The following is a 26,033-nucleotide window of genomic DNA, read 5'->3' as shown; positions in this document are numbered from 1 at the left end:
AATTCCTTTGCCAAAGGTTCGAAAAGAGGGGGAGGCCGGGGTCGGTCAGACGGCCGGGAGGTCGAGGCTCGACATCTGCGCGTTGACCTTGGACTGGTAGTCCTTGTCGTGCTCCTCGTAGTTGGAGCCGACCTTGATCAGGGTCTCGGCGGTGTGCATCAACTTGTCGTTGAGCTTGTCGGCCTGGAAGTAGTAGCGCTGCATGAACGCGTTGAAGGCGTCGGCGGCGCCGCCCCTCCAGTTGGAGCCCGCAACCATGCTGTCCTCATCGCGCTTGAGATCGGCGATGGCGTGCATCAGCATGTCGTGCGTCTTCTGGAACTCCTGGGCCTTGGCCTGGATGAGCTCATTACTGGCTTCGAATGCACCGGCCACGGTGCCTCCTTTCGATTCGCGGGCGGACGACCTGTTCGCAGTGATTAGACGTAGGTCACGACCCGACGGTTCCACCCCTGATGTAGCTATTAGTCAGCACACTATCCAAGGATCGGTGCCCCTGACCAGTGCCAATCCGGCGGGGGTGAGAACCTCCACGCGAGAGGAAGCTCACAAACCTGTCACCAGGTGCTATTCGCCATGAGCGCGTACTGCGCCGCCGCCCGCTGATAGACGTCGGAGAGTTGATCGGAATCCACGGTGGCCACGAAGCGTCGATAGGCGATTGCGCAACGGTAGCGCTTCTTGTCATTGAGGGTGTCGGACTTGCCCTCGCCGCACTGGGTGTCGGGCACCTTCGGCGGGGCGTCGACCGCGCCCGGGAAGGCGGTGCCCAGACTCTCGGCGGCGAACTTGCGCGCCGCCTCCGGGTCGCGGGCGCGGAACAGCAGGCTCGGACCCTCGTAGGCCGAGCCGGTGAGCGCGAATCGGTCCACGCCGCCGTCGGACACCAGTTGCCGCCAGCGGCTCTGATCGTTCACCCGGTGCAGGAAGCCGCGCTCGCCGGAGGCGAATTCACTGTCGTAGTCGGGTATGCCGAACCCGTTGGGGTTCAACACCTGTCGCAGCATGCCGTCCGGATCCCACTTCAGACGCAGCATGCCCTCGCGATCCAGGGGCGGCAGCGCGTCCAGGAGCGGCAGCTGGGCGTCATAGATCTTCTGGGTGAGGTCGGTCAGCGCGGTGAGATCCGGATCCTTGACCCCGACCATGGTGTTGACGACGTAACTGCCGTGCGCCAGAAACGATCCCAGGGTCGCGATGCCCGGCCGCCAATGGCTGTGGGCGTCAGGGTATTTCGCGAGCGACACCCGCTGATTGATATCCGCCGCGACCTGGAAGTCGACATCCTCGAGCTCGGCGGCCGCCTTGGTCGCCGTGGCCGCGTCCGGGAACTGCATGACCACGGTGAGCGTGTGCGCGCTGCCCGCCGGTAGCTCGCCGTACTTCTCCTTGGGCTTGTCGGCTGTGCCGGTGGCGAAGCCGAACAGCATGTGATCGGCCTCGAGCACCGGCTGCGAGACCTTGGCCAGAATCTGCGCGGCGTCCTCGGCCTTGTCGAATCCGTTCGATCCGGTGCCGTACTTCTGGCCAGGATCGATCTCCGGACCGGTCACCACCTGCCCGTCGAGCCGCATCTGAGCCAGCACCGCGCCACTGAACAGGTCCGGGTAGTAGTGGTAGCGGGTTTCCAGCGGATTGACCGGGTAATTGCCGACATCCAAAGTGCGGACATCGATTTCGCCGGGTAGCGCGGTACCGTCCACGTGCGTGCCGCACCCGGCCAGCGCGGTGAGACCACAGGCGATGGCGGCCAGTCGAATTCGTCGTGACACCATGAGCTCCCCCCTCACTTCGCGTTGACCAGCATGGCGTACTGCGCGGAGATGCGCTGCTGGGCATCCAACAGCTGACCGGCCCACACCTCGGCGGCATAGCGGTCGTGCCAAACGAAGCAGTAGTACGGCATCGCACCCGCCGTGGGTCCGATGTACTTGCGGCACACCGCGTTCGGCAGGTTCTGCGGCGAGTCGGCGCGCACGTAGGTGCGCTTCAGGCGACTGTGCTGGTCGACGATCTTCGCCGCTCCGGCGGCGTCCCGCGCGCGGTAGACGTAGCCGCCCTTCCACGCGACACGATCCACGCCCGCCTCGTCGAAGAGCTTGATCTCGTCCTCGCCCTGCACCACTTGCAGGCCGCCCTGTCGGTCGTAGACGCCGGGCATACCGGCCTCGGACGGATCGTCGACGACGGTATATATGGCGCGGCCGATCACGTTGTCCGGATCGATCGGCAAGTCCGCCAGCTTGTCCTGCGGGGTGGCCGGGAACTTCGCGACCGCGGGGGCGATGGCGTCGATGCTGTGCTGCACGTGCGCAACCAGTTTGGGCAGGTCCCGGGTCTGCAGCACGTCCATCACATTGTCGACGACGCGCGTGTAGACGACGTATCTGCCGGTGGCGTACCAGGATTGGAGATAACCGGCCGCGTAGTGGTCCGGGTCGTCGGTCACGTAGGCGAAGGCCGCCGGGTACTTGTCGATCGACACCCGGTGGTGTTGCGGGTCGGCGTCCAGATCGGTCTGTCCGAGCGCGGGCGCGGCCGCGGCGGCCGCCTGCTCATCGGTGAAGATGAGCACGACATTCTCGAGCTCATAGGACAGATTCAATTCTTCGTCCGATTGCCCGGCGATCAGATAGCCGGAGACGAAGCCCTGCGCGGCGGCGTTCATCGCGCCCGGGTCGGCCGTGATGCGCGACTTCACCGCCGCCGAGCCGAAATCGATGAACGGTCGCACGGCGCTACCCCACGGGTTGGCGGGATACTTCACCTCGGGCTCGATCTCCGAGGGCAGGGGCAGATAGTTCGCCAGCCGCTCGGCCTCCAGGATCTTCGCCTGGTCGAGGTTGATCGCCTTGCCGTATTGCTTGGGCTTGGTCTCGAGGTTGCCGGTGTCCAGCTTGGACAGGTCGATGACCGGCTCGGACGGCTGGGCCGGACCGGCCGCGGAATCGGAGCCGCAGGCGGCGGTGAGCATCACCGCCGTCACCGCGGCTGCGGACACTGCCGCACGAATGAGCTTGCGCATGGTTCCCCCGGACTGACGATCTTTCGCGGGCAACCCTACTTGATCCGGTTGTGCAGCACCGGGACCAGCTTGTTCACCAGCGTCTGGGTGGAATCGGGGGTCCAGCCGCGCACGGCCGCGACCGCCGCCGCGTCATCGAGCGGAATGACCACGGCCTTGGAACTGGTGATCTCGCTGGGCAGCCCGAGCAGGCCGCCGCCGCCCGCCTTCTCGTCGCTGCGCACCGCGATGATGTAGGAGTCGTCGGGCACCTTCAGCGAACCCCAGCCGTCGGCGGGCCGGGGCGAGGTCTCGTCGCCGTTCGGCTGGTACTGGCTGTTGTAGACGAAACCGAGACTCTCGAGGAACTTCGCCTGCTGGGTTCCGGCCAGATAGATGCTGTATTTGGTGTTGAACTGCGCGCCGGTGACATCGACCATGGTGACGACCTTGCCCGCGAAGGCCGGATTGTCCTTGCGCGCCTTGTCCACCGGACTCAGATTCGCATCGGCCGCGGCGGTGGCAGTGGCGGATGTCGGTGCGGCACCGTGGCTTCCGTCGCCGCCGGTGGCCACGATGCCAATGCCCACCGCCAGCGCCACCGCCACGACGGCCGAGCCGATGCCGATATACAGCTTCGTGCGGTTGCGCGGCGGCCGGTCCGCGGTGGTGGGTTCGGCCGCGGTAGCCGGTATGCCGGTGCGGGTTTCGCCGCGCGGGGCGAACATGCCGGGCGGGGCCACCTGGATCGGGTAGGTGGGCGAGGTGGTGGTGGACACCGGCATGTAGCCGGGCACCAGCGCCGCGGCGGCGGCCTCGGTGAAATCGCGGCACGAGTTGTAGCGCTCGGCCGGGTTCTTGGCCATGACCCGCGCGAACACCTGGTCCAGGGCCGCGGGCAGATGCGGGTTGACATCGGTGGCGCGCGGCGGCGGCTCGTGCAGGTGGCCCATCATGACCAGCGCCGGTTGCGTTGCCGGATAAGGGTTTCGGCCGGTGAGCAGCTTGAAGAAGGCACAGCCGAGGCTGTAGATATCAGCCCGGTGATCCAGCGGCTGGCCGGACAGCTGTTCGGGCGGCGCGTAGGCGATGGTGGCCACGAAGCTGCCGGTCTGGGTGAGCTCGGTGGTGTCCTCGGTGGACTTGGCGACGCCGAAATCGGCGAGCAGGGCCCGCTCCTCCTCGCCGTCGGCGCTGGAGAGCAGGAAGTTGGCGGGCTTCACATCGCGATGCAGCAGGCCGCGCCGGTGCGCGTAGTCCAGGCCGCGGCCGATCTGGGTGACAATGGCCAGCGCGCGCAGCGGCGTCATCGCGGTGGGATCGTTCTTGAGCTCGGCCGAGGCGTCGGTGCCCTCGACGTACTGCATGGCGATCCAGAGCTGCCCGTTCTCCTCGCCGCGATTGTGGACGGCGACGATATTCGGGTGGTCCAGGCCCGCAACCACATTCGCCTCGCGCTCGAAGCGGCCCCGGAACTCCTGATTGGAGGTGAGGTCGACCGAGAGCACCTTGAGCGCGTCCATGCGCGGCAGCTGCGGGTGTTTGGCCAGGTAGACGGTGCCCATGCCGCCCGAACCGAGCACGCGGACGATTCGATAGCCGCCGACGATGGTTCCTGGACTCATCGCCATGAAACGGACTCCTGGGTTTGATCAGTGGGCAGCCGTGCATGCCGGAGCATACTGGACCGTCGCGGGCTCGGCGGGGCCCGAAAGCGGTGGGCACGTAACCTGGGTGCTGTGTTGAACAACCCCTGCCGTGTGCTCCTCGGGGGTCGGTTCCCTTGATGGACCGGCAGGTCGAGGTCGTCGCGGGCGACCATGTGCTGAGCCGGGTGGCCGGAGCGGTCATTCTGGTCGCGCATCGGGAGCGCGGGCGGCTCACGCCCGATTCGAAGGCCGTGGTGGCCGCGCGGGCGCTGGGTGAGCTGGTCGCGGAGGCGACCGAGCAGGCTCCGGACGGGCCGGGGCGGCTGGTCGCGCGGCAGGCGACCCGGTGGTTGATGCGGGACGCCGAGCGGATCTCGCCCGGGGAGCCCCTCGAATTCGGGATTCTCACCATTGCCGACACCGGTGGTCTGGCCATCTTCCTGCACGGGTCGGTGACCGCGCTGCTGGCCGGGTCGGCGGTCGAATACTACCGCGGCAGTGATGCCGCCTTCACCGTGGACCGGGTGGCCGAGCCGCCCGCGCGGGCCGCGGCGCTGTTCATCGACGAGGGTCGGCGGCGGCCGCCGGAGCTGCCCGAGCGCGGAATCGGTTCGCTCATCGAGGGACTCGCGCCCGCCACGGGTGCGGTGGTGTGGTTCGAGGGGGAGCCGCCGGTCACGCGGCGGCCCGTCCGGCCGGTCGGGGCGCGGCAGCGGTCGGTGGAACCGCCGCCGCCGACCGCGGCCTTCGACGCCGAGCGGGATCGCGCGCCCGAGTCGATTCCCTTGGACCCCAATCTGATTCCGACGCGCACCTCGAATCGGATTCCGGCAGGCCCGGATCCGGAGCCGGAGATCGAGGTTCCGGCCGATCCGGTCACCGAGGGCATCGACCTGCACCACGCGCCCACCGAGGCGGGCGGGCCCGGCGAGACCGGCGGCACCAACCCCGCGCCCAAACCCGATCCGGACCTGCAACGGCGGCTCGAGCAGACCGCCAAGGCGACCGCGCTCACCGTCAAGGTGCTCGGATTCAAATGCGCGCGTGCGCATCCCAGTGATCCGCGGGCCGCCTTCTGCACGGTGTGCGGCATGCCGGTGGATCAGACCCAGCAGGTGGCCGAGGTGATTCGGCCGCCGCTGGGCATGCTGATACTCGACGACGGCATGACCTACATGGTGGCCGCGGACGCCGTGGTCGGACGCGACCCGGAACAATCCGAGGCGGCCAAGGCGGGCCTGGTGCCCCTGCGCATCGACGACAACTCCGGCGGCATGTCCCGCGTGCATGCTGAAATCCGCCTGGTCAACTGGGATATCACCCTTGTCGACCGCGGTTCCACCAACGGCACCCGCATCCGCCCACCGGGCTTCCGCGATTGGGTTCGCCTGCAACCGAATCAACCGGTCACCCTGATCACGGGCACCGAAGTCATGCTCGGCAACCGTGTCCTGCGGCTGGAACCCGTCGCGCCCCCACCGTTCGGATGACGGCCCTTGCCCGGTGAATTCCGCGGGGCCTACTCGTAGCGGGAGTAGCAGGTGGTCTGGTCGCCCAGGACGCCCGCGCGGAAGGCGTCCACGCGAGCGAAGCCGCTGGGCACCGTTTTGCCGTCGGTATCGCTGGCGGCCAGGCCATCGGCGAGCAGGCCGGAGATGGCCTGGTCGATATCGCCGGAAGTCAGTGTGATGCCCTGTGATTTATTGGGATCGGCCAGCTTGCCGGTGATCACGCCGGACAGACAGGCCGCCCGCAAACCGGCCTTCGCCCCGGTCAGCGCCTCCCCGGCGGCATGCTGCACCGCAAGGGTATAGCGGGAGATGAACACGATATAGGCGGTGTAGCTGCCGGTGACGTTGGCGGGCAGGGCATCCTGGTCGTCGGCATTGGAAATTCCGCGATCGTGGAGTGCGGGCACATCGGTGCCGATCACATTGGTGGCCGGACAGTAGGTCACCGGCACCGTATCGGTTCCATTGCGGCAGTTCAGTTTCGCGGTCTCGTAGGTGTAGTCGGGCTCCTTCGGAATGGGCAGGATGGTGGCCATCGCCTTGGCCAGGGACTGCAGCGCCGACTGGCTCACCTCGGATTTGCTCTGCCCGGAATCGCCGTTGACGCCCTGCGGCAGATTGACGCTGCGCCGGTCGATTTCGTGCTGATCGATGGCCTTGCAGCCCTTCGGGCCATCGGTGAAGCCGATCTGTACCGCCGTCACGCGCTGGAACGCCGAACCGTGCACGCTCTGTGGATCGTCCGGATTCTCGTCGCGGAAGGCGACGGTGGCGGCCAACACCTGATTCAGGCCGTCGGAGGTATTGATGGTGAAGTGTGCGGCCTTGCCCTCGGCCACATTTCGGATGAACGCGCCCGCGAAGCAGTCGGCCTGCTGCTCCTTCACGATGGTCGGCGTGCGGGTGCTCACGATCTTGGCCATCTCCTGAATGGCGTGCCCGTACTCGTGGGCCAGCACCATGACCACCGACATCTTTCCGAACTCGTCGGCGACCGCGGGCAGCAGCACGGCGCGGTCCCAGCCGATCGATTTGTCCAGTCGGCAATAGGCGGCGTTGACGAGCCGGTAACTGGATTGCCCGCAGAACTGTCCGGCCTGCGAGCGCGGCGTCTTGGCGCTCCAGGAGATGAACTTGTCGATCGGAGTGAACGTGCCGCCGAACTCCCGCGGGAACTCGCCCTGCCAATAGGTCTGGATGTCGTCGAGCGCGTTGAGCACCAGGTGATCGGTCGGGCCGCCGTCGGAATCCTGTGCGGTCAGCGGCGAATCCGGGACGCCCGCGCGCGGGCCGTTGGGACCGCTCGTGGTGGGCAGACCGGCTACCTTGAACGGGTCGTCATAGATGGAAACGGCGTGACCGTGAACAGTTCGTGTACATCCGGACAAGAGCGCGATGGCCACCACCAGCACTCCGACCACCACGAACGTGCGGCGAATTCCCGTGGACCGGCGCGAGCGCACCGCCTCCCCCCGGCCTGTCGCCACGTGTACTCCCTCTGCAGCCGATCGAATCTCTGTCCCGATATCGGGCGGGTGGCCAAGAAGCGCAGCGCCGGACTCCGGGGGCTTCGCTTATCATCCCACCATGTCTTCACCGGGGGCGCAGCAGATCACCGTGCGTCATGATGGAACCGAACGGGTCTTCGACGCGAGTCAGCAGATCACCATGGGCCGGGCGCCGGAGGTGACGCTGTTCGTCGACAGCCCGCTGGTCTCCCGGGTACACGCGACCCTCAGCTACGAGGCCGGGTCGTGGATGCTCACCGACAATGGCAGCACCAACGGCGTTTTCGTGGATGCCCGGCGGCTGAGCACGCCGCTGGTCATCAATCGGCCCACCCAGGTGCGGCTCGGTGACGCGATCAGCGGGCCGCTGCTGCACCTGCTGCCGCAGGGCGCGCGGGGAGGCGCGCATTCGCCGCAGCCGCAGCGCCAGGGCATGACGCCGCCGCCGAACCGGCCGCCGTCGCGGCCGCAACCGCAGGTGGGCCAAGCGCAGCCGCAGGTCGGTCAGGCGCAGCCGCAGGTGGGTCAGCCGCAGCCGGTGCCGCAGGGCGGGTATTCGCCGTACGCGCAGCAGCGTCCGCCGGTGCAGCAGCGGCCGAATCCGCAGCAGGCGTGGCAGCATCCGAACGCGGCCCAGGCCGGGCCGAACGTGGCGCAGGCCGGGCCGAATGTGGCGCAGCGGCCCAATGTGAACCGGCCGTTCTCCGGGCCGCAGCAACAGCAGAATCCGGCGCAGCATCAGCAGCCGAATCCGGTGCAGCAGCGGCAGACTCCGCCGGTGGGCACCCCGCCCACCCCGAATGTGCCGCGCCCGCCGGTGAATACGCCGCCGCCCGCCAGCGACGCCATCAATATGACCACCAAGGCGGACACCTCGGCGCTGCCGCCGATTCGGGCCCGCGCCTCCACCGCCGCCATCGCGCGCGCCGACCGGATTCCGCGCGACGGCCTGAACATCGGCCGCACCAGCGACAACGAGATCGTGGTCAACGACCCGATGGCCTCGCGCCGCCACGCGCGCCTGGTGCCGGACCGGCAGGGCCTGGCCATCGAGGATCTCAACTCCGCCAACGGCACCTTCGTCAACGGCCGCCGCGAACAGCGCACGCTGCTGCGCGAACGCGACATCATCACCATCGGCAATGTCGACTTCGTCGTGCAGGAGGGCACGCTGGTCCGCCGCCAGCGGCCGGTCGCCGAACAGGGCTTGCACGTGCACGGTGTCGGGTTCACCGTCGAGGGCAACAAGCAGCTGCTCATCGATGTGAACATGCAGGCCGGGCGCGGCTCGCTGACCGCGTTGATCGGGCCCTCCGGCGCGGGCAAGTCGACGCTGTCGAAACTCATTGCGGGAACCACGCATCCGTCGGCGGGCGTGGTCACCTTCGAGGGCCGCAATCTGCACGCCGAGTACGAGGCGCTGCGCTCCCGCATCGGCATGGTGCCGCAGGACGATGTGCTGCACCGCCAGCTCACCGTCAAGCAGGCGCTCAACTTCGCCGCCCAGCTGCGTCTGCCACCGGACACCAGCAAGGCCGACCGCCAGCAGGTGATCGCCGATGTGCTGAAGGAACTTTCGCTCACCCAGCACGCCGACACCCGCGTGGATCGGCTCTCCGGCGGTCAGCGCAAGCGCGCCTCGGTCGCCATGGAACTGCTCACCGGTCCCTCGCTGCTGATCCTCGACGAGCCCACCTCGGGTCTGGACCCGGCGCTGGACCGGCAGGTCATGACCATGCTGCGGGAGCTGGCCGACGCCGGGCGCACCGTCATCGTGGTCACGCATTCGGTTGCCTGCCTGGACATGTGCGATCAGGTGCTGCTGCTCGCGCCCGGCGGCAAGACCGCCTTCTGCGGGCATCCGGGCACCGTCGGACACGTCATGGGGACCAACGACTGGGCCGAGATCTTCGGGCGGGTCGCCGCCGATCCGGATCGGGCCTTCGCGAATTTCCGCTCCCGCCAAGCCTTCGCGGAACCGCCCGCGCCGGTCCAGCCGGTGGAGCGGGCGAAGGCGCCGAAATCCAGTCCGATCAAACAGTTCTCGACCCTGTCGCGGCGACAGCTGCGGCTCATCTTCGCCGACCGCGGCTACCTGGCGTTCCTGGGCATCCTGCCGTTCGTCCTCGGCGCGCTATCGCTGGTCGTGCAGGGCAAGAACGGATTCGAGTCGGTCGGCTTCGTGCAGGCCCCGGACGGCAGCTTCGTGCGCGCCAACAACGGTGAGGCACAACAGTTGCTGGTGGTGCTCATCCTGGGCGCGTGCTTCATGGGCGCGACGCTCACCGTGCGCGATCTGGTCGGCGAGCGCGCCATCTACTACCGCGAGCGCGCGGTCGGCCTGCGGTCCGGCGCGTATCTGATGTCGAAGGTCGTGGTGTTCAGCCTGGCCGCGCTGCTGCAGTCGGCGGTCATGATCGGCATCGTGCTGGCGGTGAAGAAGCCGCCGAGCAAGGGTTCGGTGATTCCGAGCGGCATTGCCGAGCTCTACCTCGATGTCGCGCTGACCGCGGTGACCTGCGTGGTGCTCGGCCTGGCGCTGTCCTCGGTGGCCCGGTCCAACGAGCAGGTCATGCCGCTGCTGGTGGTGATCATCATGGCGCAGTTGGTGATGGCGGGCGGCATGATCCCGGTGACGGGTCGCGTTGTGCTGGATCAGCTTTCCTGGCTGTTCCCGTCGCGCTGGGGTTACTCGGCGGGCGCGTCCACGGTGAATCTGCCGGAGCTGTCGGCCTCGGACGCGGCGCAGAAGGACCATTTCTGGAAGCACACGGTGGCCGCGTGGTCGTTGGACGTGTCCGTGCTGGCCGCGATCGCCATCCTGCTCGCCCTGTTCACCTGGTCGCGCCTGCGCCTGCGGAAGTCGGCGGCGTGATCGGGGATTCGCGCAGGCCGGGGGTGCGAAGTAGGAATCGGTCGCGCGCGCGACGGACCGAGCAGGCAGACTGATGACTGTGACGGCTCGAGTTGGGGCAGTGCATCTCGGCTGGGACGTGGTGTCGGTGGCCGCCGGTGGCGGCGGTTCGCCCATCCGCCCGGTCCAGGTCGAAGGCACATACACACCGCCCGCGTATCTGCTCGCCGATTCATCCGGGCGGCTGCATACCGCCGGGGTGGACCGGCGGCCCGACGTCGGCATCGCCATCTCGGATGTGCGCGACATCATCGGGCATCCGCAGATCGTGGTGGCCGGGGCGACCTGGCCCGCCGAACTGGTGTTCCGGGCGCGCATGCACAATCCGCTCGCGGGGATTGTGGAACACCTGGGCGCGCAGCCCGATGTGGTGGCGCTGCCGTTCCCCGACGAATGGCCCGACCCCAAGGTCGACGAATTCGTGCGGCTGGTCGAGCAACTCGGCGTGCCCGCCGAACCGCTGCCCGAATCCGTCGCGCTCTCCGGCTATGTGCGCGCCCTGGGGCTGGTCCGCGCGCCCGGGCGCGGTCCCGCCATCGGCGCGGTCGGCGTCTACTCCGACGGCCGCGAATGTCTGGTGGTCGCCGTGCACGGCAATGACGAGGAGCCCACCGAATCGGTGAGCGTCGCCATTACCGCCGAGGCCCTGCACGAGGCCCGCGCCGCGGACAATGTGGTCATCGAGGTGATGGCCGCGGCCCGCGCCATCAATGCCGACACCTCGACGGTGCTGTTGACCGGCAATGTCTGCTTCAACGACGCGCTGCGCCTGGCCTTCCAGAACCATCTCGGCCACCGCTTCCAGGTCGCCGACCATCCCATGCACGCCCTCGTCCTGGGCGCGACGCATCTGCTGGTCGCCGACAGCGAGGGTGACCCGGCCTACGACCGTCCCGCCGCCCCGCCCGCGAACGCTCCGCGCCCCGCGGCCCAGAGTGCCGCGAGCCCGGGGGCTCGAGGTGCTTCGAGCCCGGCGCGTCAGGGTGCGTCGAATGCGGCGAGTCAAAGTGCCGCGGCCGCAGCCGGATCCGCGGGTGAGTCCCGTCCGGTGGAACAGGGCCCGCGCCACGTGTCCGCCACGCCGGACCCCGGCCAGCTCCTGAAGCGCCAGCCCGAACCGCTGGCCCAACAGCCGGAAATGGTTCCCCGGCACATGGATTCACCGGCCGCGCCCGAATCCGCCGCGCCGCGCCCGACTTCCGCGCAGACCGGTGGACCGGCCACGGGCCCGCAGCCGGTGGTCGACCCGGCCGGGCAGACACGCCGCATGAGCGCGGAGGAAGCGGCGGCGTTCGCGGCAGGTGCGCAGCCGGGTCGTGGAGCCGGAACCGGCCCGCAGGCCACGGTCGATCCGGCCGCCGAGGGAGTGACGCGGCGAATCTCCGCGCAGGAAGCGGCATCTCAGGGCGCGAGCGCTGGCCCCGGCGGGGCCGCGACCGGGCCGGGCGGGGTGACCCAGCACATGACGGCGGAGGAGATCGCGCGGCTTGCCAAGCAGGCGGGGATCTCCGGTACCGCGCAGGCGGGGATTTTCGCGCACGGTCGGCACGAGGCTCCGGCCGATCAGTCCGGCGGTGCGGGCCAAGGGGTTTCGCGTCCCGAAGGACCGAATACGGGGTCGCAGCCCGTGATCGGCGGGCGCGGCCCGCTGCCCGCGGGTCTCGAGGGCGTGGGCGGGCGATTCATGCGACCGCCGGGCTCACCCGCCGACGACCAGATGACCGCGGTATTGGGGCGTGACCAGGCCGGGGCCGGGTCGCAGGCTTACGGGCAACCGGGCTCCGGTGGCGCGCAACCGGGTTCGGGCCAAGGTGCAGCGGGAGCGGGCGGCTATGGCCCGCAGGGTCCGCACTCTGGCAATTACGGTCAGGTGAGTGGGCAGCCCGGTGGTTACGGTCCGGGTGGACAGCAGCCGGGTGGCTATGGGCCGGGTGGTGCGACCTACGGACCTGGCGGTTCCTACGGTGCGGCCGGGCAGTCTGGATCAGGCGCAGGACCTTCCGGATATCAGGGTGGTCAGAGCTATGGACCGGCAAACACGGCTGGGGTCGACGCGGGTGCGCAGGGCGGTTCCGGACCCTATGGGCCGGGCGGCGCGCAGCAGGGTGCCGGTGGGCAGTATGGCCAGGCCGGGACCTACGGATCACCCGGTGGTTACGGGCAGCAGGGCGGGTACGGCCAGGGCGGCTATGGTGCTCCCGGGGCGTCCGGTGGCTATGGGGCCGAGGGGGATACGTCCGGTTCGGGTCGCGGGGGTTTTGCTGGATCCGGCGGAAACGCTCCTGGTCAGCCCGGCGCGATGTACGGTGGGTCGATGTCCACGGGGGCGCGCCAGCAGAATCCGCAAGCACCGGAAGATGCCGCAGGGCAGTCGGATTCGGAATCCGGCGGCGAGGGCGAGCGCAAGCAGCGCAAGGGCAAGCTGTGGGGCAAGATGCGCAAGCCCTTCGGCGCGCCGATCATCATCGGCGCGGCGGCGCTGTCGGTCATGGGCATGCACTCGGACGCGCGCGAGCACGCCTCGGCGGCTCCGGTGTCCGACACGGTGATTCAAAGGTCCGACACGGTGATTCAGAGGTCCGACACGGTGGTTCAGGCGCGGGCGGCAGTCCGTCCGATCAACGAGTCCTGCGCGGTCACCCCGTTCGTGTCGGGCTCGCCGCACGCGGGCATTGCCACCGCGGGTGATCCGAAGAGCCTGGACTGCCTACGCTTCGGCATCGACACGCTGCGCTACACCGTTCCGGGACCGGTACGGGGCGTCGATCCCGGCCCGCCCGTACACATCTGATCCGCTCGGCCCGGCGGACCCGTTCGGCCCGGCCGACGCGTTCGGCGTGACCGACCCGTTCGGCGTCAAGGTGTCGGGCACCTGCCATCCCGTCGTCACGCCCAACTGGATTCGGGACAGGCGCGGCGCGGGTCCGGTGTGGCCGGTCAGCACCCAGGCGCGCTCGATGGTGAGCCGCAACACCCGCCACGACGCGTAGAACAGCAGCGCGGCCAGCGGCAGTTCCCCGATTCCGGCGGACAGCACCGCGAACCACAGATCCGGGCTGTTCCAATCCAGCACGATGTCGAACCAGGCGTCGGCGACCAGCAGCGTGCCGGTGATCATGGCCCACGGGATGAACACCTGCCGTCGCCGCCACGCGTTCCACGCGGTCATGCCGATCGCGGCGGCCAGGGCGAAGTCGAAACCCGCCCAGGCGATGTCCCACTGATCCACCTTCCGCTCCGACGGCAGGCTCACCGAGAGATACGCGATCCAGGGCACGAGGAAGACGAGGCTGCCGGTCACCACGGTGAGCAGAATCCAGCGCATGGACCGTGCGCGCGGGTGGCTCGGATTGAGGTTGATCGCCATGGCGGCCTCCATTGGCAAACGACTGACTCCACTGGCAACGACACTCGACCGCCACAGCGGTACCCGTTCCTCCCAATACAATGCCCGTAGCGGAGGAACCTATTCCACTTGTGGTGTGGTGTAACTCACTCGAGATCCGGCCTTTCGATCGCGGTCGGGACCGGATTGGAAGTGCTCGTGATCGCGCTGGTAAAGTGCTCCGTTGGCGTGCGGTCCGCCGGGTAACCGGTTGGCGCACGAGCCCCGGGTCTCCGCCTGGCCGCCGGGATCAGCTCGACCACACGCTTGGCTGGCAACACCTACGACAGACAAGGGATGCACTGTGCCTACGTACAGCCCCAAGGGCGGTGACGTGACCCGCAAGTGGTACGTCATCGACGCCACTGACGTAGTGCTCGGCCGTCTTTCCGTGCAGGCTGCGAACCTGCTGCGCGGCAAGACCAAGCCGACCTACGCGCCGAACGTCGATGGTGGCGATTTCGTCATCATCATCAATGCCGACAAGGTCGCCGTCTCGGGCAACAAGCGCGACGACAAGGTCCTCTACACCCACTCCGGTCACCCGGGTGGTCTGAAGGGCCGTACCGTGGGCCAGATCCTGGACACCCGCCCCGACCGTCTGGTCGAGCGTGCCGTCAAGGGCATGATCCCGAAGAACAAGCTGGGCAACCAGATCATTCGCAAGCTGAAGGTCTACGCGGGCCCGAACCACCCGCACGCCGCCCAGCAGCCCATCCCCTTCGAGATCAAGCAGGTGGCCCAGTGACCGCTCCCGAAGAATTCAACGACGACTACGTCGTCGAGGACACCGCCGTGGAGGTTGTCGAGGAGGGTGACGGTTACGAGGCCGAGGCCGAGTACACCTCCTACACCGCCGCTCCGGTCGTCATCGACCGTCCGGTCCAGACCGTCGGCCGCCGCAAGGAGGCCGTGGTCCGCGTGCGCCTGGTGCCGGGTTCCGGCAACTTCGTGCTGAACGGCCGCACCATCGAGGATTACTTCCCGAACAAGGTGCACCAGCAGCTGGTGAAGTCGCCGCTCGTCACCGTCGAGCGCACCGAGACCTTCGACATCCACGCTCGCCTGGTCGGCGGCGGCCCGTCGGGTCAGGCCGGTGCTCTGCGCCTGGCCATCGCGCGTGCCCTCATCGAGGTCACCCCCGAGGACCGTCCGGCCCTCAAGCGCGCTGGCTTCCTGACTCGTGACCCGCGTGCCACCGAGCGCAAGAAGTACGGCCTCAAGAAGGCCCGCAAGGCGCCTCAGTACTCGAAGCGCTGATATTGCGCCGTACGGCTCTACCGTGCCCGGTCTTTTCGGAGGCCGGGCACGGTACGGTCTATACGGCAACCTGTACGAGAGCAGGCTCCCCGCAACGGTTTTCGGACCGGTTGGGCGCCTGCTCTCGTGCTGTATCGACCGGTAACCAGCAGGGGTGTTGAGGTAATGGGACGTTTGTTCGGTACCGATGGTGTGCGCGGGCTCGCCAATGAGTCGCTGAGTCCGGAGCTGGCGCTGCGGGTTTCGGCCGCCGCCGCGCAGGTTTTGAGCCGGGGGAAGAAGCGCGCGCTGGCCGTTGTCGGGCGTGATCCGCGCGCCAGCGGCGAGATGCTGGAGGCCGCCGTGACGGCGGGCCTTACCTCTGCGGGCGTGGACGTGCTGTCGGTCGGTGTGCTGCCGACCCCCGCCGTGGCGTACCTGACCGGCGTGTACGACGCGTGCCTGGGTGTCATGATCTCCGCCTCGCACAACCCCATGCCGGACAATGGAATCAAGATCTTCGCCGCGGGCGGGCACAAGCTGGACGACGCCATCGAGGACCGCATCGAGGCCCTGATCGACGAGGGGACCTACCTGCGGCCCACCGGCGCGGCCATCGGTCGAGTGCTCGGCAACCCGGGCCTGGGCGGGCACGTCTACGACGTGCACGACCGGTACAGCCTCGAGGGCACGCACGAGCGGTACGTCGAGCATCTGGTGCAGGCCACCGGGCGGGACCTGCGCGGGCTCACCGTGGTCGTGGACTGCGCGCACGGCGCGGCCTCCGAGGTCGGGCCGACCGCCTACGGCGAGGCGGGCGCGACGGTCATCGCCATCAATGCCGAACCCGACGGTCTCAATATCAATGACGGTTGCGGCTCCACGCATTTGGAGCAGGTGCAGCGCGCGGTGCGCGAGCACGGCGCGGACCTCGGACTCGCGCACGACGGCGACGCCGACCGCTGCCTGGCCGTGGACGCCACCGGCGCGGTGGTCGACGGCGACGCCATCATGGCGGTGCTGGCCGTGGCCATGCGCGAGGCCGGTGAGCTGGCCCAGAACACCCTCGTCGCCACCGTCATGAGCAATCTCGGCCTGCACATCGCCATGCGCGAGGCCGGAATCACGGTGCGCACCACCGCAGTCGGCGACCGCTACGTCCTCGAGGACCTGCGCGCGGGCGGCTACACCCTGGGCGGCGAGCAGTCCGGGCACGTGGTCTTCCCGAAGTACGGCACCACCGGCGACGGTGTCCTCACCGGCCTGAAGCTGATGGCCCGGATGGCCGAAACCGGCCGCGGTCTCGCGGAATTGGCGAGCATCGTCCGGGTTGTGCCGCAGATCCTGATCAATGTCCCGGTCGCGGACAAGACCGCCGTCGCGGCCGCCCCCTCGGTGCTGGAGGCCGTCGCCGACGCCGAGCGCCTGCTCGGCGACACCGGGCGAATCCTCCTGCGCCCCAGCGGAACCGAGCAGCTGGTCCGCGTCATGGTGGAAGCCACCGACCCCGCCCAGGCTGAACTCCTCGCCGGGAATCTCGCCAAGCTGGTCGCGGCCGTCTGAGCGAGCCGCTCGCGAGTGCTCAGGCGCCGAGTCGGGCGATGGCCTCGTGGAGCGTGGCGTCGCGTTTGCAATAGGCGAAGCGCACCAGGGTGTTCCAGTCCGGGCGGGTGGACAGGGCGGCGACGGGAATCGCCGCCACGCCCGCGCGGGACGGTAGATCTCGGCAGAAGGCGGTCCCGTCGGTGCCGACGTCCGCGCAGACGAAATAGCCTCCCGCGCTGCGCTTCACGTCGAATCCCAGGTGGCGCAACGCATTCGAGAGCAGTCGATACTTGCCTTGGAGTGCGGCGCGATTGGCGGCGGCCCAATCCTGTTCCCGCTCCAGGGCATAGGCGATGGCGGGCTGGAACGGGGCCGGGGGGACGAAGGTCAGGTACAGCTTCGCGGCGTGGACGGCGTGGATCAGCGGTGCCGGGCCCAGCGCCCAGCCGATCCGCCAACCGGTGACATTGAAGGTCTTGGCCGGTGCCGAGACCACGATGGTGCGCTGCCGCATGTCGGGTAGGGACGCGATCGAGGCGTGCGGAATCTCGTCGAAGACCAGGTGCTCGTACACCTCGTCGGAGATCACCAGGAAGTCGTGCTCGCAGGCCAATTCGGCGATGGTGCGCAGGTCCTTTTCGCTCAGCAGCGAGCCGGTCGGATTGTGCGGTGAGTTCAGGACCAATGCGCGGGTGCGCGGGGTGATCGCGCGTCGCAGTTCGTCCAGATCGAGCGTGAACCCGTCGCAGTCGGCCACCATCGCGACCGTGCGCGCGGTCGCTCCGGCCAGCGCGACGGCCGCCGGATACGAGTCGTAGAACGGCTCGATGAGGATCACCTCGCCGCCCGGCTCGACCAGGCCGAGCAGGGAAGCCGTCAGCGCTTCGGTGGCTCCGGCGGTGACCACCACTTCCGTTGCCGCGTCGTACTGTTCGCCCGAACGTCGAGACCGCTCGGCCACGATGGCGGCGCGCAGTTCCGGTTGGCCCTTGGGCGAGGTGTAGTGGTTGATGCCGGTCGCGATGGCCTCCCGGGCCAGGTCGAGCATGGCCCGCGGTCCCTCGTAGTCCGGAAAACCCTGACCCAGGTCGATCGCGCCGTGCGTCACCGCAAGCTGGGAGATCTCACCGAAAACCGAAGTGCTGTACGGCCGCAGGCGTTGGACGAGCATGATCTGCCTAGGGGGTCTCGGTGACTAGAGGGTCTCGGTGAGTCTGCCGTCGGTGATGTGCCAGCGGCGGGTGGCTCGGACATTGTCGAGCATGCGGCGGTCGTGGGTCACCAAAAGCACCGTGCCCTCGAAGGATTCGACCGCTTGCTCGAGTTGTTCGATGGCGGGCAGGTCCAGGTGGTTGGTGGGTTCGTCGAGGACGAGCAAGTTCACGCCGCGGGCCTGGAGCAGCGCCAAGGCCGCGCGGGTGCGCTCGCCCGGGGACAGGGTGTCGTTGGGGCGCATGACATGCGGGCCGCGCAGGCCGAACTTCGCCAGCAGGGTGCGGACATCGGATTCGTTCCAGTCGGGGACCTCGGCGCTGAAAGTGTCGGCGAGGGTGGCGGTGCCGCGGAACAGGCCGCGCGCCTGATCGACCTCGCCGATGGCCACGCCCGAGCCGAGGGCGGCGGATCCGCTGTCCGGCTTCGTCTTTCCGAGCAGCAGGGACAGCAGGGTGGATTTGCCCGCTCCGTTCGCACCGGTCAGCACGATGCGGTCACCCCAATCCACCTGCACCGTCACCGGTCCGAGGGTGAAGTCGCCGCGGCTGACGGTCGCGGCGGACAGCGTGGCCACCACCGCGCCACTGCGCGGGGCGGCCGCGATGGACATGCGCAGTTCCCATTCCTTGCGCGGTTCCTCCACCGCCTCCAGGCGTTCGATGCGCCGCACGGTCTGCTTGACCTTGGACGCCTGCTTCTCGGTGGCTTCCGCGCGGGCCTTGCGACCCATCTTGTCGGAGTCGGCCTTCGACTTGCGGCGGGCATTGCGGACGCCGTGTTCCATCCAGTTGCGCTGCATATTCGCCCGCGCTTCCAAACCGGCCTTGGTGTCGGCGTATTCGTCGTAGGCCTCGCGGGCGTGGCGACGGGCGACGGCCCGCTCCTCCAGATAGGACTCGTAGCCGCCGTCGTAGATACCGACCTGCTGCTGGGCCAGATCCAATTCGACAATGCGATTCACGGTGCGCGCCAGGAACTCCCGGTCGTGGCTGATCACCATCAGGGGCTCGCGGACGCCGGTCACGAACTGTTCCAGGCGGGCCAGGCCGTCCAGGTCCAGGTCATTGGTGGGCTCGTCGAGCAGCAGAATGTCGAAGCGGGACAACAGGACCGAGGCCAGACCGGCGCGGGCGGCCTGACCGCCGGAGAGCACGGTCATCGGGGTGTCCAGGCCGTGCGGGAGGCTTTCGGCCAGACCGAGATCGGCGGCGATCTCCTCGGCGCGCTGCTCCAGATCCGCGCCGCCGAGGGCGAGCCAGCGCTCCAGGGCGGGGGAGTACTCGTCCGCGCCGCCGTCGGCGAGGCGTTCGGCGGCGGCGTCCATGGTCTGCTGGGCGGCGGTCACGCCGGTGCGGCGGCGCAGGAAGTCCAGGACGGTCTCGCCCGGGACGCGCTCGGGCTCCTGGGCCAGGTAGCCGACGGTGGCGTCGGGCGGGCTGAGCACGATCTCGCCCTCGGCGGCGCGGCCGTCGGCGAGCATGCGCAGCAGCGTGGATTTCCCGGCTCCGTTCACGCCGACCAGCCCGATCACGTCGCCGGGGGCGAGGATCAGGTCCAGGTCGGAGAACAGGATCCGCTCACCGTGTCCGGCGGCCAGGCCGCGCGCATGCAGAGTGGTGCTCACCGGGGCGATTCTGCCGTGCTCAGGGTGCCACCCTGACGTCGGGCCTCGGAAAGTTCAGGGTCGGAATGGGGCGTGGGACCGATGTGGCCGATGATCGAACTCGGCACAGTGGAGTCATGACAAACCAGTACCCCACTCCGACCACCAAGCGCCTGACCCGCTCGAACACCGATAAATGGATCGGCGGCGTCTGTGGCGGGCTCGCCGAGTACCTCGGCTGGAACGCCAACCTGGTCCGCATCCTGTTCGTGGCGTCCTGCCTGCTGCCCGGGCCCCAGTTCCTGCTCTACATCGCGCTCTGGATCATCATCCCCAAGGGTTGAGTTATCCCCAGGGGGCGAGTTATCCACATTCGGTATCGAAGGTGATGCGGGGCGTTCGCTCGGGTGACAGGATGAGAGCCACGTCACTGCGGAGGAGCGCACATCATGGTCACATCGGGTGATCTGCCCGGGCTGGATCTGCCTGGTTTCGACGCGCATTCGGAACTGGGTTCGTTGGGTGCGGTGGAGTTGTCGCATCCCACACAGGATCTCGACGGTGATGGGCTACTCGACACCGTGACCACCGGCACCGACCACGCCATGCAGGTGTGGACGGATCTGGATCACGACGGGTTCGCCGACCATGTGACCGTGGTGGACAGCGGGGGAGACTTCTCGGCCTGGGAATTCCACCACAATTCGGACGGCACCACCGAGTGGGTGCGCACCGATACCGGGCACCTCGGCAAATAGCCGGGCTGCGGGGGATTCACGGGCAATTCGAGGGGGAATCATGGGCGGATCCGGCGATTTCGGCGTGCGCGTATCGAGCCTGCACGCCGCGGCGGCGACACTGCGTGAGAATGCGACTGCCCTGCAGGAGCATTCGCGTGCGGTGCAGGAGCACACCATCGGCGGGAATGCGACGGGACGCGACTACACGGCTCAGGGGAAGGCCATTCATCAAGGCTTCGAACAGATCGCGGCTTGTCTGCGCTACTGGTCGGAGGCTTCGGCAGCGACCGCGGAGGTATTCGACCGCGCCGCAGGCGAATATGCCCGGATCGACCGAGAGCGCGCTACCTCGATCTCCGCGACCACCGCTCTCGCCGACAGCGAGGTGGGGCGATGAGCTTCGACGCCACCGGCAAGACCGTCGATCAGATTCTCGATTACGGCGCGCCCGGCCTTCGATACTGGGAGCACTTCCTTCCCCTGTATGCCAAGGCTTTCGGCAATTCTCACGGTCCGGAACTCTCCAACCTCTATGCCCGCTACGACGAGCAGCGCGGAACCAACCTGGCCGAATTCGATACCGCCCGGACCACGCTGGACAAGGCGCTGACCGACGCCGAAACCCGCTGGTCTTCCCACCAATCGCTCGCGCACGGCCTGCCTGCCGCCTGGACCGGCGCGACCGGCCCCGAAGCCGCCGCCATCGTGACTTCCCAATTGCGCCGGTCCCGAGAGGATCTCGACGCCGCGCGTGCCGCCTGCGACGCAGTCTCCGCTGCCATCGACCCGCTCCGCGAGTCGGTGCTCGCCAAGGCTCGGGTCGCCCTCGCCCTCCTCGAGCCAACGGCTTCCGGCGAGGGCCGCCTCGCCATCGACGGCAAAACGCCCGACGACGTCGACGCCCTCATCGCCATCGGCGACGACCACTGGATGACCACCACCTTCCGCCCCGACGTCGAACGCAAACTCACCACCTTTACCGCCGCCTGCGACGCCACCCACCACACCTTCGAATCCCACTACCGCACCATCCTCACCAGCCTCACCCAGGTCATCGACCACCCCTACCCCCAACCCTCTTCAGCCCTCCTGCCCCAACCGGACCTGCCCTCAACCCCGAACCCGCCCACACCCCAACCGCTTCCGGCTCAGTCGTATCCGACACAGTCGTATCCGGCGGCGTCATCACCCTTCCCTGCGTACTCGCAGCCGACAACGGTGCCCCACCCGCAACGGCCGACGGCTGCGGCTGACTATGCGCCAGCGCCTGCCAATTCGCCCGAATCACCCGGCGAACAGCCGTACGGCAGCGCCAGCCGGGCAACCGCTGCACCCGAAACCACAGCCGCCCAGTCCGATTCGACCGAACCGGCGGCCGCCACTGAACCGGCGTCCTCACTGCCTGCTTCGTCGACGACTTCGGAAGCCACCCAGCCACAATCCGACCAGTTCGCCCGAACTCTAAAAGACACCCTCGAAAAGCTCGAAACCGGCCTCCAACAAGGCATCACCTCAACCCTCGAGAAACTCGGCTCCCTCACCACCCAAACCCCAACCCCCGCAACCAACTCCGATACCACCTCGGACCCCAACCCCGACACGGCCACCAATCCCGATGTTGCCCCCAATTCCGGGCAGCCCCACGCCGAAACCCCGCCCCTCCCATCCGGCCGCCTCGAATTCGACCTCGCCGGAAAACATTTCCGCCTCGAACGCACCCCCGACGGCACCCTGACCCTTGCCATAACCGACGAGTCCGGCCAAACCCACACCTACACGGTCACATTCGACCAAAACGGCAACCCCACCCTCACCACCGCCGACTCCCCACCCAGCTCACCCGCCGCCGGTCCAAGCCCCACAGAACCGCCAACCATCACCGACAGCGGCGGAAAACCCGGTGCGCCAGAGCAAGTCGAGTCGCCGCAGCCCGGCGCAACCCAGGAGCCGCAACCGATCGCTCCCGCGCAGCCCGACTGCGCACCGCCGACGGGCACCGCGCCCGACGGGCGGGTCACCCTGCCGCCGGATGGTTGTGCCGCACTCGATGAGGGTGAGTCTCCGCAGCCGGGCGCGGACCAAGCCCCGCCCGCTTGCCCCGCTGAACCCGCCGCGCCAACGCCGACATCGGATGGTTCCGCGCCGCCGGAGGTTTCGCCGTCCCCTGACGAGCGCGGGCCGAATCCCTCGATACTCGCGCCACCGGATAGCTCGGCACAGCCCACGCCGGTCGGATCACCACCCGGCAATGGAGACGTGACACAGTCGCCGACACCCACGCCGACGCTGGGCAGTCCCGATCAGGCGACCGAGATCCCTGAGGGAGGTGTCGAGATCCCTGAAATCCCGCAGGCCGCTGTGTCTTAGGCCGTGGTCCTATTTGCGGAGGGCCTGGATCAGTCGGAGGACGGGGAGTTTTTGGGGGTGGTCGGGTTCGTCTTCGACGGCGTCGGGGTCGACGAGTTGGGTGTGGGGGATGACGGCTTCGGGGTCGGCGAAGGGTTTGTATTTCTTGTCGCCGAGGACGGTGTAGTTGAGGTAGCCGATGAGGAGGGCTCGGGTGAGGCGTTCGGTTTTGGGCTCGTGCTTGCCCGCGCCGAGGGCGGCCAGGGCGCGGCGGCCCTCGACCATGCCGTTGTGGGTGGCCTTGTCGAGGGAGCGGAGGATGGCGTCCTCGCCCCAGGCCGAGGCCAGCGGGATGGCGTCGGAGCTGACCGCGTCGATATCGGTGGCACCGGCCAGGATCAGGGCTGGGGCGTCGACCTTGGGGGCCAACGCCGTGGCCGAGGGCGCGGTCGGGGCGGGATACAGGGCGGCGACGGCGGCCACCTCGCGCTGGGAGGCGGCGATGACGGCCGCGCCCGCGCCCATGCCGTGCCCGGCCAGGGCCAGGCGGTCGGGGTGGACGCTGATATTGCCCGCGCCCAATCGCACACCGGTGCAGATGTCCAGGGTGGTCAGCAGATCCGTCGCCAGGTTCAGGTGCGAGGGGATCGGGCCGCGTTCGGTGTCGGGCGCGGCGGCCACATATCCCCAGGAGGCCAGGTGCTCGAACAGCCGACGGTAGTTGCCGACCCCGGTCAGCCAGCCGTGCCCGAACGCCACCGCGGGCAGGTTGAGCCCCTTCCCGGGCGTGTACACCACCCCGGGCAGCCCGGCGATGCCGAGGTTCCCGCGCAGCACCTCATGCGGGCCGCGCAGGGTCAGAGTGCTCAGGAGCGATTTCACAGACGCCGACACGGACTAGAACCTATCCGATCAACATGGACTTGGGGCGTTTCGCCCGGTCGGATATCGACTCGGATTCATGCACCGGGGCTATCCCGTTAGGCTATGGCCCCATGTGCGGAATCGTGGGGTATGTGGGGTACCGGGACGCGCTCGGGGTAGTGGTTGATGCGTTGCGCCGCATGGAATATCGAGGCTACGACTCCGCCGGGGTGGCCATCCTGGACGGCGCCGGGGGCCTGGCCGTGGAGCGCAAGGCGGGCCGCCTGGCCAACCTCGAGGCCGAACTCGACGACGGCGGCCGCGACCGTTTCGCCGGATCCACCGGCATGGGACACACCCGCTGGGCCACGCACGGCGCGCCGACCGACCGCAATGCCCACCCGCACCGCGACCACACCGGCCGGGTTGCGGTGGTGCACAACGGCATCATCGAGAACTTCGCGCCGCTGCGCCGCGAACTCGAGGAGGCCGGGGTCGAACTCGGCAGCGACACCGACACCGAGGTGGCCGTCCACCTGGTCGCCCGCGCCTACGCCACGGGCGACACCGCCGGTGATTTCGTCGCCTCGGCCCTGGCCGTGGTGCGCCGCCTGGAAGGCGCGTTCACCCTGGTCTTCACCCACGCCGACCATCCGGGCACGATCGTCGCCGCCCGCCGCTCCACCCCGCTGGTGGTCGGCGTCGGCCAGGGCGAGATGTTCATCGCCTCCGACGTGACCGCCTTCATCGAACACACCCGGGAGGCAGTCGAACTCGGGCAGGATCAAGCCGTCGTGATCACCGCCGACAGCTACCGGGTCACCGACTTCCACGGCGCGACCGATGGTGTCCGCACCCGCCCCTTCACCATCGACTGGGATCTGGCCGCCGCCGAGAAGGGCGGCTACGACTACTTCATGCTCAAGGAGATCCAGGAGCAGCCCACCGGTGTCGCCGACACCCTGATCGGCCACTACGCGGGCGGCAAGATCGTGCTCGACGAGCAGCGCCTGGCCGAGCAGGAACTGCGCGAGGTCGACAAGGTCTTCGTGGTGGCCTGCGGCAGTTCGTATCACGCGGGCCTGTTGGCCAAGTACGCCATCGAGCATTGGACCCGGCTGCCCGTCGAGGTCGAGCTGGCCAGCGAATTCCGTTACCGCGACCCGGTTCTGGACCGCTCCACCCTGGTGGTCGCCATCTCCCAGTCCGGCGAGACCGCCGACACGCTGGAGGCCGTGCGCCACGCCAAGGAGCAGAAGGCCCGAGTCCTGGCCATCTGCAATACCAATGGCGCGCAGATCCCGCGCGAGGCCGACGCCGTGCTCTACACGCGCACCGGTCCGGAGATCGGGGTCGCGTCCACCAAGGCGTTCCTGGCGCAGATCACCGCCAACTACCTGGTCGGCCTGGCATTGGCGCAGGCGCGCGGCACCAAGTACCCGGACGAGGTGGCGCGCGAATACGCCGAACTCGAGTCCATGCCGAAACTCGTTGCCCAGGTGCTGGAGTCGGCCGAGCGGGTGCGCGGGATCGCCCGGCAGTTCGCGCACGTGCCGACGGTGCTGTTCCTGGGTCGCCACGTCGGCTACCCGGTGGCGCTCGAAGGGGCGTTGAAGCTCAAGGAATTGGCGTACATGCATGCCGAGGGCTTCGCGGCGGGCGAACTCAAGCACGGACCGATCGCCCTCATCGAGGACGGATTGCCGGTGTTCGTGGTGATGCCCTCGCCCAAGGGGCGCGCGGTGCTGCACTCCAAGCTGCTCAGCAATATTCGCGAAATTCAGGCCCGCGGCGCGCGCACCATCGTGATCGCCGAGGAGGGTGACGACACGGTGCGACCCTTCGCCGACCACCTGATCGAAATCCCCTCGGCCCCAACGCTGTACCAGCCGCTGCTCTCGACCGTCCCGCTGCAGATCTTCGCCGCCGAGGTGGCCCAGGCCCGCGGCTACGACGTCGACAAGCCCCGCAACCTGGCAAAATCGGTCACCGTCGAATAGAACGCGACCGCTTGGGTTGGGGTTTCAGGGGCTTGCCCCTGAGAGCTCCCGAGAGTTGGGCTTTCTTACTGGACGGTGACCGTGCCCTTCATCTCCGGGTGCAAGGGGCACAGGTAGCGGTAGACGCCGGGCGTGGTGAAGGTGTGGCTCCACTCGCCCTTGTGAATGATCGGGCTGTTGATGCCCAGCGCGACATCGCCGATGCCCTGCACCGCGTGCGGGGCACGGTCGTCGAACTTCCAAGTCACGGTGTCCCCGGCCTTGATGGTGATATCGGCCGGGGAGAACTTCATGTCCTTCACCTCGACCGTGGCCGCCGCTGCCGGAGCGGGGGTGGTGGGGGTCGCCGCCGCCGACGACGTGGCCGCCGCCGTGGTGGAGGTCGCGGCATTGTTCGAGCCGTTCGACGCGCAGCCCCCGACGACTAGCGCCCCCGCCACGACGGCGACGAGAAACCGGGCACGCGAGGACGACTGGCGGCAGATTGGCATAGTGGCCAGGTTAGTCCCC

The 26,033-nt window shown here is 68.5% G+C and carries 21 protein-coding genes; 11 read left to right on the top strand and 10 right to left on the bottom strand.

Features of this window, described 5'->3' with window-relative positions:
* Nucleotides 1-45 precede the first annotated feature (45 nt).
* From VMT40_RS01340 to VMT40_RS01325, 4 genes are all read right to left on the bottom strand, one after another.
* Nucleotides 46-375, bottom strand: coding sequence for a WXG100 family type VII secretion target (locus VMT40_RS01340; RefSeq protein WP_326309454.1), 330 nt, complete (start codon nt 373-375; stop codon nt 46-48).
* A gap of 182 nt (nt 376-557) precedes the next feature.
* Nucleotides 558-1,772, bottom strand: a complete 1,215-nt coding sequence (locus VMT40_RS01335) for a DUF7373 family lipoprotein (protein ID WP_326356154.1) — start codon at nt 1,770-1,772, stop codon at nt 558-560.
* 14 nt (nt 1,773-1,786) lie between these two features.
* Nucleotides 1,787-3,025, bottom strand: a complete 1,239-nt coding sequence (locus VMT40_RS01330; RefSeq protein ID WP_326356153.1) for a DUF7373 family lipoprotein — start codon at nt 3,023-3,025, stop codon at nt 1,787-1,789.
* Nucleotides 3,026-3,060: 35 nt separating this feature from the next.
* Nucleotides 3,061-4,635, bottom strand: coding sequence for a serine/threonine-protein kinase (locus VMT40_RS01325; RefSeq protein ID WP_326356152.1), 1,575 nt, complete (start codon nt 4,633-4,635; stop codon nt 3,061-3,063).
* A 155-nt stretch (nt 4,636-4,790) separates the two neighbouring features.
* Here VMT40_RS01325 and VMT40_RS01320 point away from each other — a divergent pair, with 155 nt between their 5' ends.
* Entirely contained in the window at nt 4,791-6,143 is a 1,353-nt protein-coding gene (locus VMT40_RS01320; RefSeq protein ID WP_326356151.1) for an FHA domain-containing protein, read from the top strand.
* A gap of 29 nt (nt 6,144-6,172) precedes the next feature.
* Here VMT40_RS01320 and VMT40_RS01315 read toward each other — a convergent pair whose 3' ends face one another.
* Entirely contained in the window at nt 6,173-7,651 is a 1,479-nt protein-coding gene (locus tag VMT40_RS01315) for a metallopeptidase (RefSeq protein WP_442789883.1), read from the bottom strand.
* Between the two features lie 100 nt (nt 7,652-7,751).
* Here VMT40_RS01315 and VMT40_RS01310 point away from each other — a divergent pair, with 100 nt between their 5' ends.
* Entirely contained in the window at nt 7,752-10,547 is a 2,796-nt protein-coding gene (locus VMT40_RS01310) for an FHA domain-containing protein (RefSeq protein WP_326356150.1), read from the top strand.
* Nucleotides 10,548-10,626: 79 nt separating this feature from the next.
* Complete coding sequence (locus VMT40_RS01305; protein ID WP_326356149.1) at nt 10,627-13,377, top strand: hypothetical protein; 2,751 nt, start codon at nt 10,627-10,629, stop codon at nt 13,375-13,377.
* Here the strand turns inward: VMT40_RS01305 and VMT40_RS01300 are convergent.
* Nucleotides 13,294-13,953: a hypothetical protein gene (locus VMT40_RS01300; protein WP_326356148.1), complete on the bottom strand. Its 660-nt coding sequence runs from the start codon at nt 13,951-13,953 to the stop codon at nt 13,294-13,296. The two genes, VMT40_RS01305 and VMT40_RS01300, sit on opposite strands and share 84 nt — an antisense overlap.
* A 322-nt stretch (nt 13,954-14,275) precedes the next feature.
* Here VMT40_RS01300 and rplM point away from each other — a divergent pair, with 322 nt between their 5' ends.
* The 3 genes from rplM (at nt 14,276) to glmM (ending at nt 16,773) form a co-directional block, all read left to right on the top strand.
* Nucleotides 14,276-14,719: a 50S ribosomal protein L13 gene (gene rplM, locus VMT40_RS01295; protein WP_033086000.1), complete on the top strand. Its 444-nt coding sequence runs from the start codon at nt 14,276-14,278 to the stop codon at nt 14,717-14,719.
* The gene (gene rpsI / locus VMT40_RS01290; protein WP_326309445.1) at nt 14,716-15,231 is read left to right on the top strand and encodes a 30S ribosomal protein S9; all 516 of its coding nucleotides are present in this window, start codon (nt 14,716-14,718) and stop codon (nt 15,229-15,231) included. The genes rplM and rpsI overlap by 4 nt, the downstream gene beginning before the upstream one ends.
* A 165-nt stretch (nt 15,232-15,396) precedes the next feature.
* Complete coding sequence (gene glmM, locus VMT40_RS01285; RefSeq protein ID WP_326356147.1) at nt 15,397-16,773, top strand: phosphoglucosamine mutase; 1,377 nt, start codon at nt 15,397-15,399, stop codon at nt 16,771-16,773.
* A gap of 19 nt (nt 16,774-16,792) precedes the next feature.
* Here glmM and VMT40_RS01280 read toward each other — a convergent pair whose 3' ends face one another.
* Nucleotides 16,793-17,926 (bottom strand): aminotransferase class I/II-fold pyridoxal phosphate-dependent enzyme, encoded by a 1,134-nt coding sequence (locus tag VMT40_RS01280; RefSeq protein WP_326356146.1) that lies wholly within the window; start codon nt 17,924-17,926, stop codon nt 16,793-16,795.
* Nucleotides 17,927-17,950: 24 nt separating this feature from the next.
* Complete coding sequence (locus tag VMT40_RS01275) at nt 17,951-19,594, bottom strand: ABC-F family ATP-binding cassette domain-containing protein (protein WP_326356145.1); 1,644 nt, start codon at nt 19,592-19,594, stop codon at nt 17,951-17,953.
* A gap of 116 nt (nt 19,595-19,710) precedes the next feature.
* Here VMT40_RS01275 and VMT40_RS01270 point away from each other — a divergent pair, with 116 nt between their 5' ends.
* The 4 genes from VMT40_RS01270 (at nt 19,711) to VMT40_RS01255 (ending at nt 22,680) form a co-directional block, all read left to right on the top strand.
* A complete protein-coding gene (locus VMT40_RS01270; RefSeq protein ID WP_326356144.1) occupies nt 19,711-19,917 on the top strand; it encodes a PspC domain-containing protein in 207 nt (68 codons plus the stop codon).
* Nucleotides 19,918-20,022: 105 nt separating this feature from the next.
* Nucleotides 20,023-20,331, top strand: a complete 309-nt coding sequence (locus VMT40_RS01265; protein WP_326356143.1) for a DUF6802 family protein — start codon at nt 20,023-20,025, stop codon at nt 20,329-20,331.
* Between the two features lie 40 nt (nt 20,332-20,371).
* Nucleotides 20,372-20,710: a hypothetical protein gene (locus VMT40_RS01260; RefSeq protein ID WP_326356142.1), complete on the top strand. Its 339-nt coding sequence runs from the start codon at nt 20,372-20,374 to the stop codon at nt 20,708-20,710.
* A complete protein-coding gene (locus tag VMT40_RS01255; RefSeq protein WP_326356141.1) occupies nt 20,707-22,680 on the top strand; it encodes a hypothetical protein in 1,974 nt (657 codons plus the stop codon). Before VMT40_RS01260 ends, VMT40_RS01255 begins: the two co-directional genes overlap by 4 nt.
* A gap of 9 nt (nt 22,681-22,689) precedes the next feature.
* Here the strand turns inward: VMT40_RS01255 and VMT40_RS01250 are convergent, their stop codons facing one another.
* On the bottom strand, nt 22,690-23,553 hold the full coding sequence (locus VMT40_RS01250) for a dienelactone hydrolase family protein (RefSeq protein ID WP_326356140.1): 864 nt from the start codon (nt 23,551-23,553) through the stop codon (nt 22,690-22,692).
* 101 nt (nt 23,554-23,654) lie between these two features.
* Between VMT40_RS01250 and glmS the strand changes: the two genes are divergently transcribed.
* Entirely contained in the window at nt 23,655-25,523 is a 1,869-nt protein-coding gene (gene glmS / locus VMT40_RS01245; RefSeq protein ID WP_326356139.1) for a glutamine--fructose-6-phosphate transaminase (isomerizing), read from the top strand.
* 65 nt (nt 25,524-25,588) lie between these two features.
* Here glmS and VMT40_RS01240 read toward each other — a convergent pair whose 3' ends face one another.
* Nucleotides 25,589-26,014: a cupredoxin domain-containing protein gene (locus tag VMT40_RS01240; RefSeq protein WP_326356138.1), complete on the bottom strand. Its 426-nt coding sequence runs from the start codon at nt 26,012-26,014 to the stop codon at nt 25,589-25,591.
* Nucleotides 26,015-26,033: the final 19 nt, after the last annotated feature.

Source organism: Nocardia sp. CDC160, assembly GCF_035818795.1.
Classification (GTDB): Bacteria; Actinomycetota; Actinomycetes; order Mycobacteriales; family Mycobacteriaceae; genus Nocardia.
The sequence above is the reverse complement of the archived record's forward strand: the minus strand, read 5'-3'. Positions and strand labels throughout refer to the sequence as shown.

What these genes read in the sequence shown, in the direction of transcription:
- glmM (WP_326356147.1), top strand. Translation starts at nt 15,397, where the DNA reads ATGGGACGTTTGTTCGGTACCGATGGTGTGCGCGGGCTCGCCAATGAG.
- VMT40_RS01270 (WP_326356144.1), top strand. Translation starts at nt 19,711, where the DNA reads ATGACAAACCAGTACCCCACTCCGACCACCAAGCGCCTGACCCGCTCG.
- VMT40_RS01260 (WP_326356142.1), top strand. Translation starts at nt 20,372, where the DNA reads ATGGGCGGATCCGGCGATTTCGGCGTGCGCGTATCGAGCCTGCACGCC.
- VMT40_RS01325 (WP_326356152.1), bottom strand. Translation starts at nt 4,635, where the DNA reads ATGGCGATGAGTCCAGGAACCATCGTCGGCGGCTATCGAATCGTCCGC.
- VMT40_RS01300 (WP_326356148.1), bottom strand. Translation starts at nt 13,953, where the DNA reads ATGGCGATCAACCTCAATCCGAGCCACCCGCGCGCACGGTCCATGCGC.
- VMT40_RS01310 (WP_326356150.1), top strand. Translation starts at nt 7,752, where the DNA reads ATGTCTTCACCGGGGGCGCAGCAGATCACCGTGCGTCATGATGGAACC.
- glmS (WP_326356139.1), top strand. Translation starts at nt 23,655, where the DNA reads ATGTGCGGAATCGTGGGGTATGTGGGGTACCGGGACGCGCTCGGGGTA.
- VMT40_RS01320 (WP_326356151.1), top strand. Translation starts at nt 4,791, where the DNA reads ATGGACCGGCAGGTCGAGGTCGTCGCGGGCGACCATGTGCTGAGCCGG.
- VMT40_RS01255 (WP_326356141.1), top strand. Translation starts at nt 20,707, where the DNA reads ATGAGCTTCGACGCCACCGGCAAGACCGTCGATCAGATTCTCGATTAC.
- VMT40_RS01330 (WP_326356153.1), bottom strand. Translation starts at nt 3,025, where the DNA reads ATGCGCAAGCTCATTCGTGCGGCAGTGTCCGCAGCCGCGGTGACGGCG.
- VMT40_RS01265 (WP_326356143.1), top strand. Translation starts at nt 20,023, where the DNA reads ATGGTCACATCGGGTGATCTGCCCGGGCTGGATCTGCCTGGTTTCGAC.
- VMT40_RS01240 (WP_326356138.1), bottom strand. Translation starts at nt 26,014, where the DNA reads ATGCCAATCTGCCGCCAGTCGTCCTCGCGTGCCCGGTTTCTCGTCGCC.
- VMT40_RS01280 (WP_326356146.1), bottom strand. Translation starts at nt 17,926, where the DNA reads ATGCTCGTCCAACGCCTGCGGCCGTACAGCACTTCGGTTTTCGGTGAG.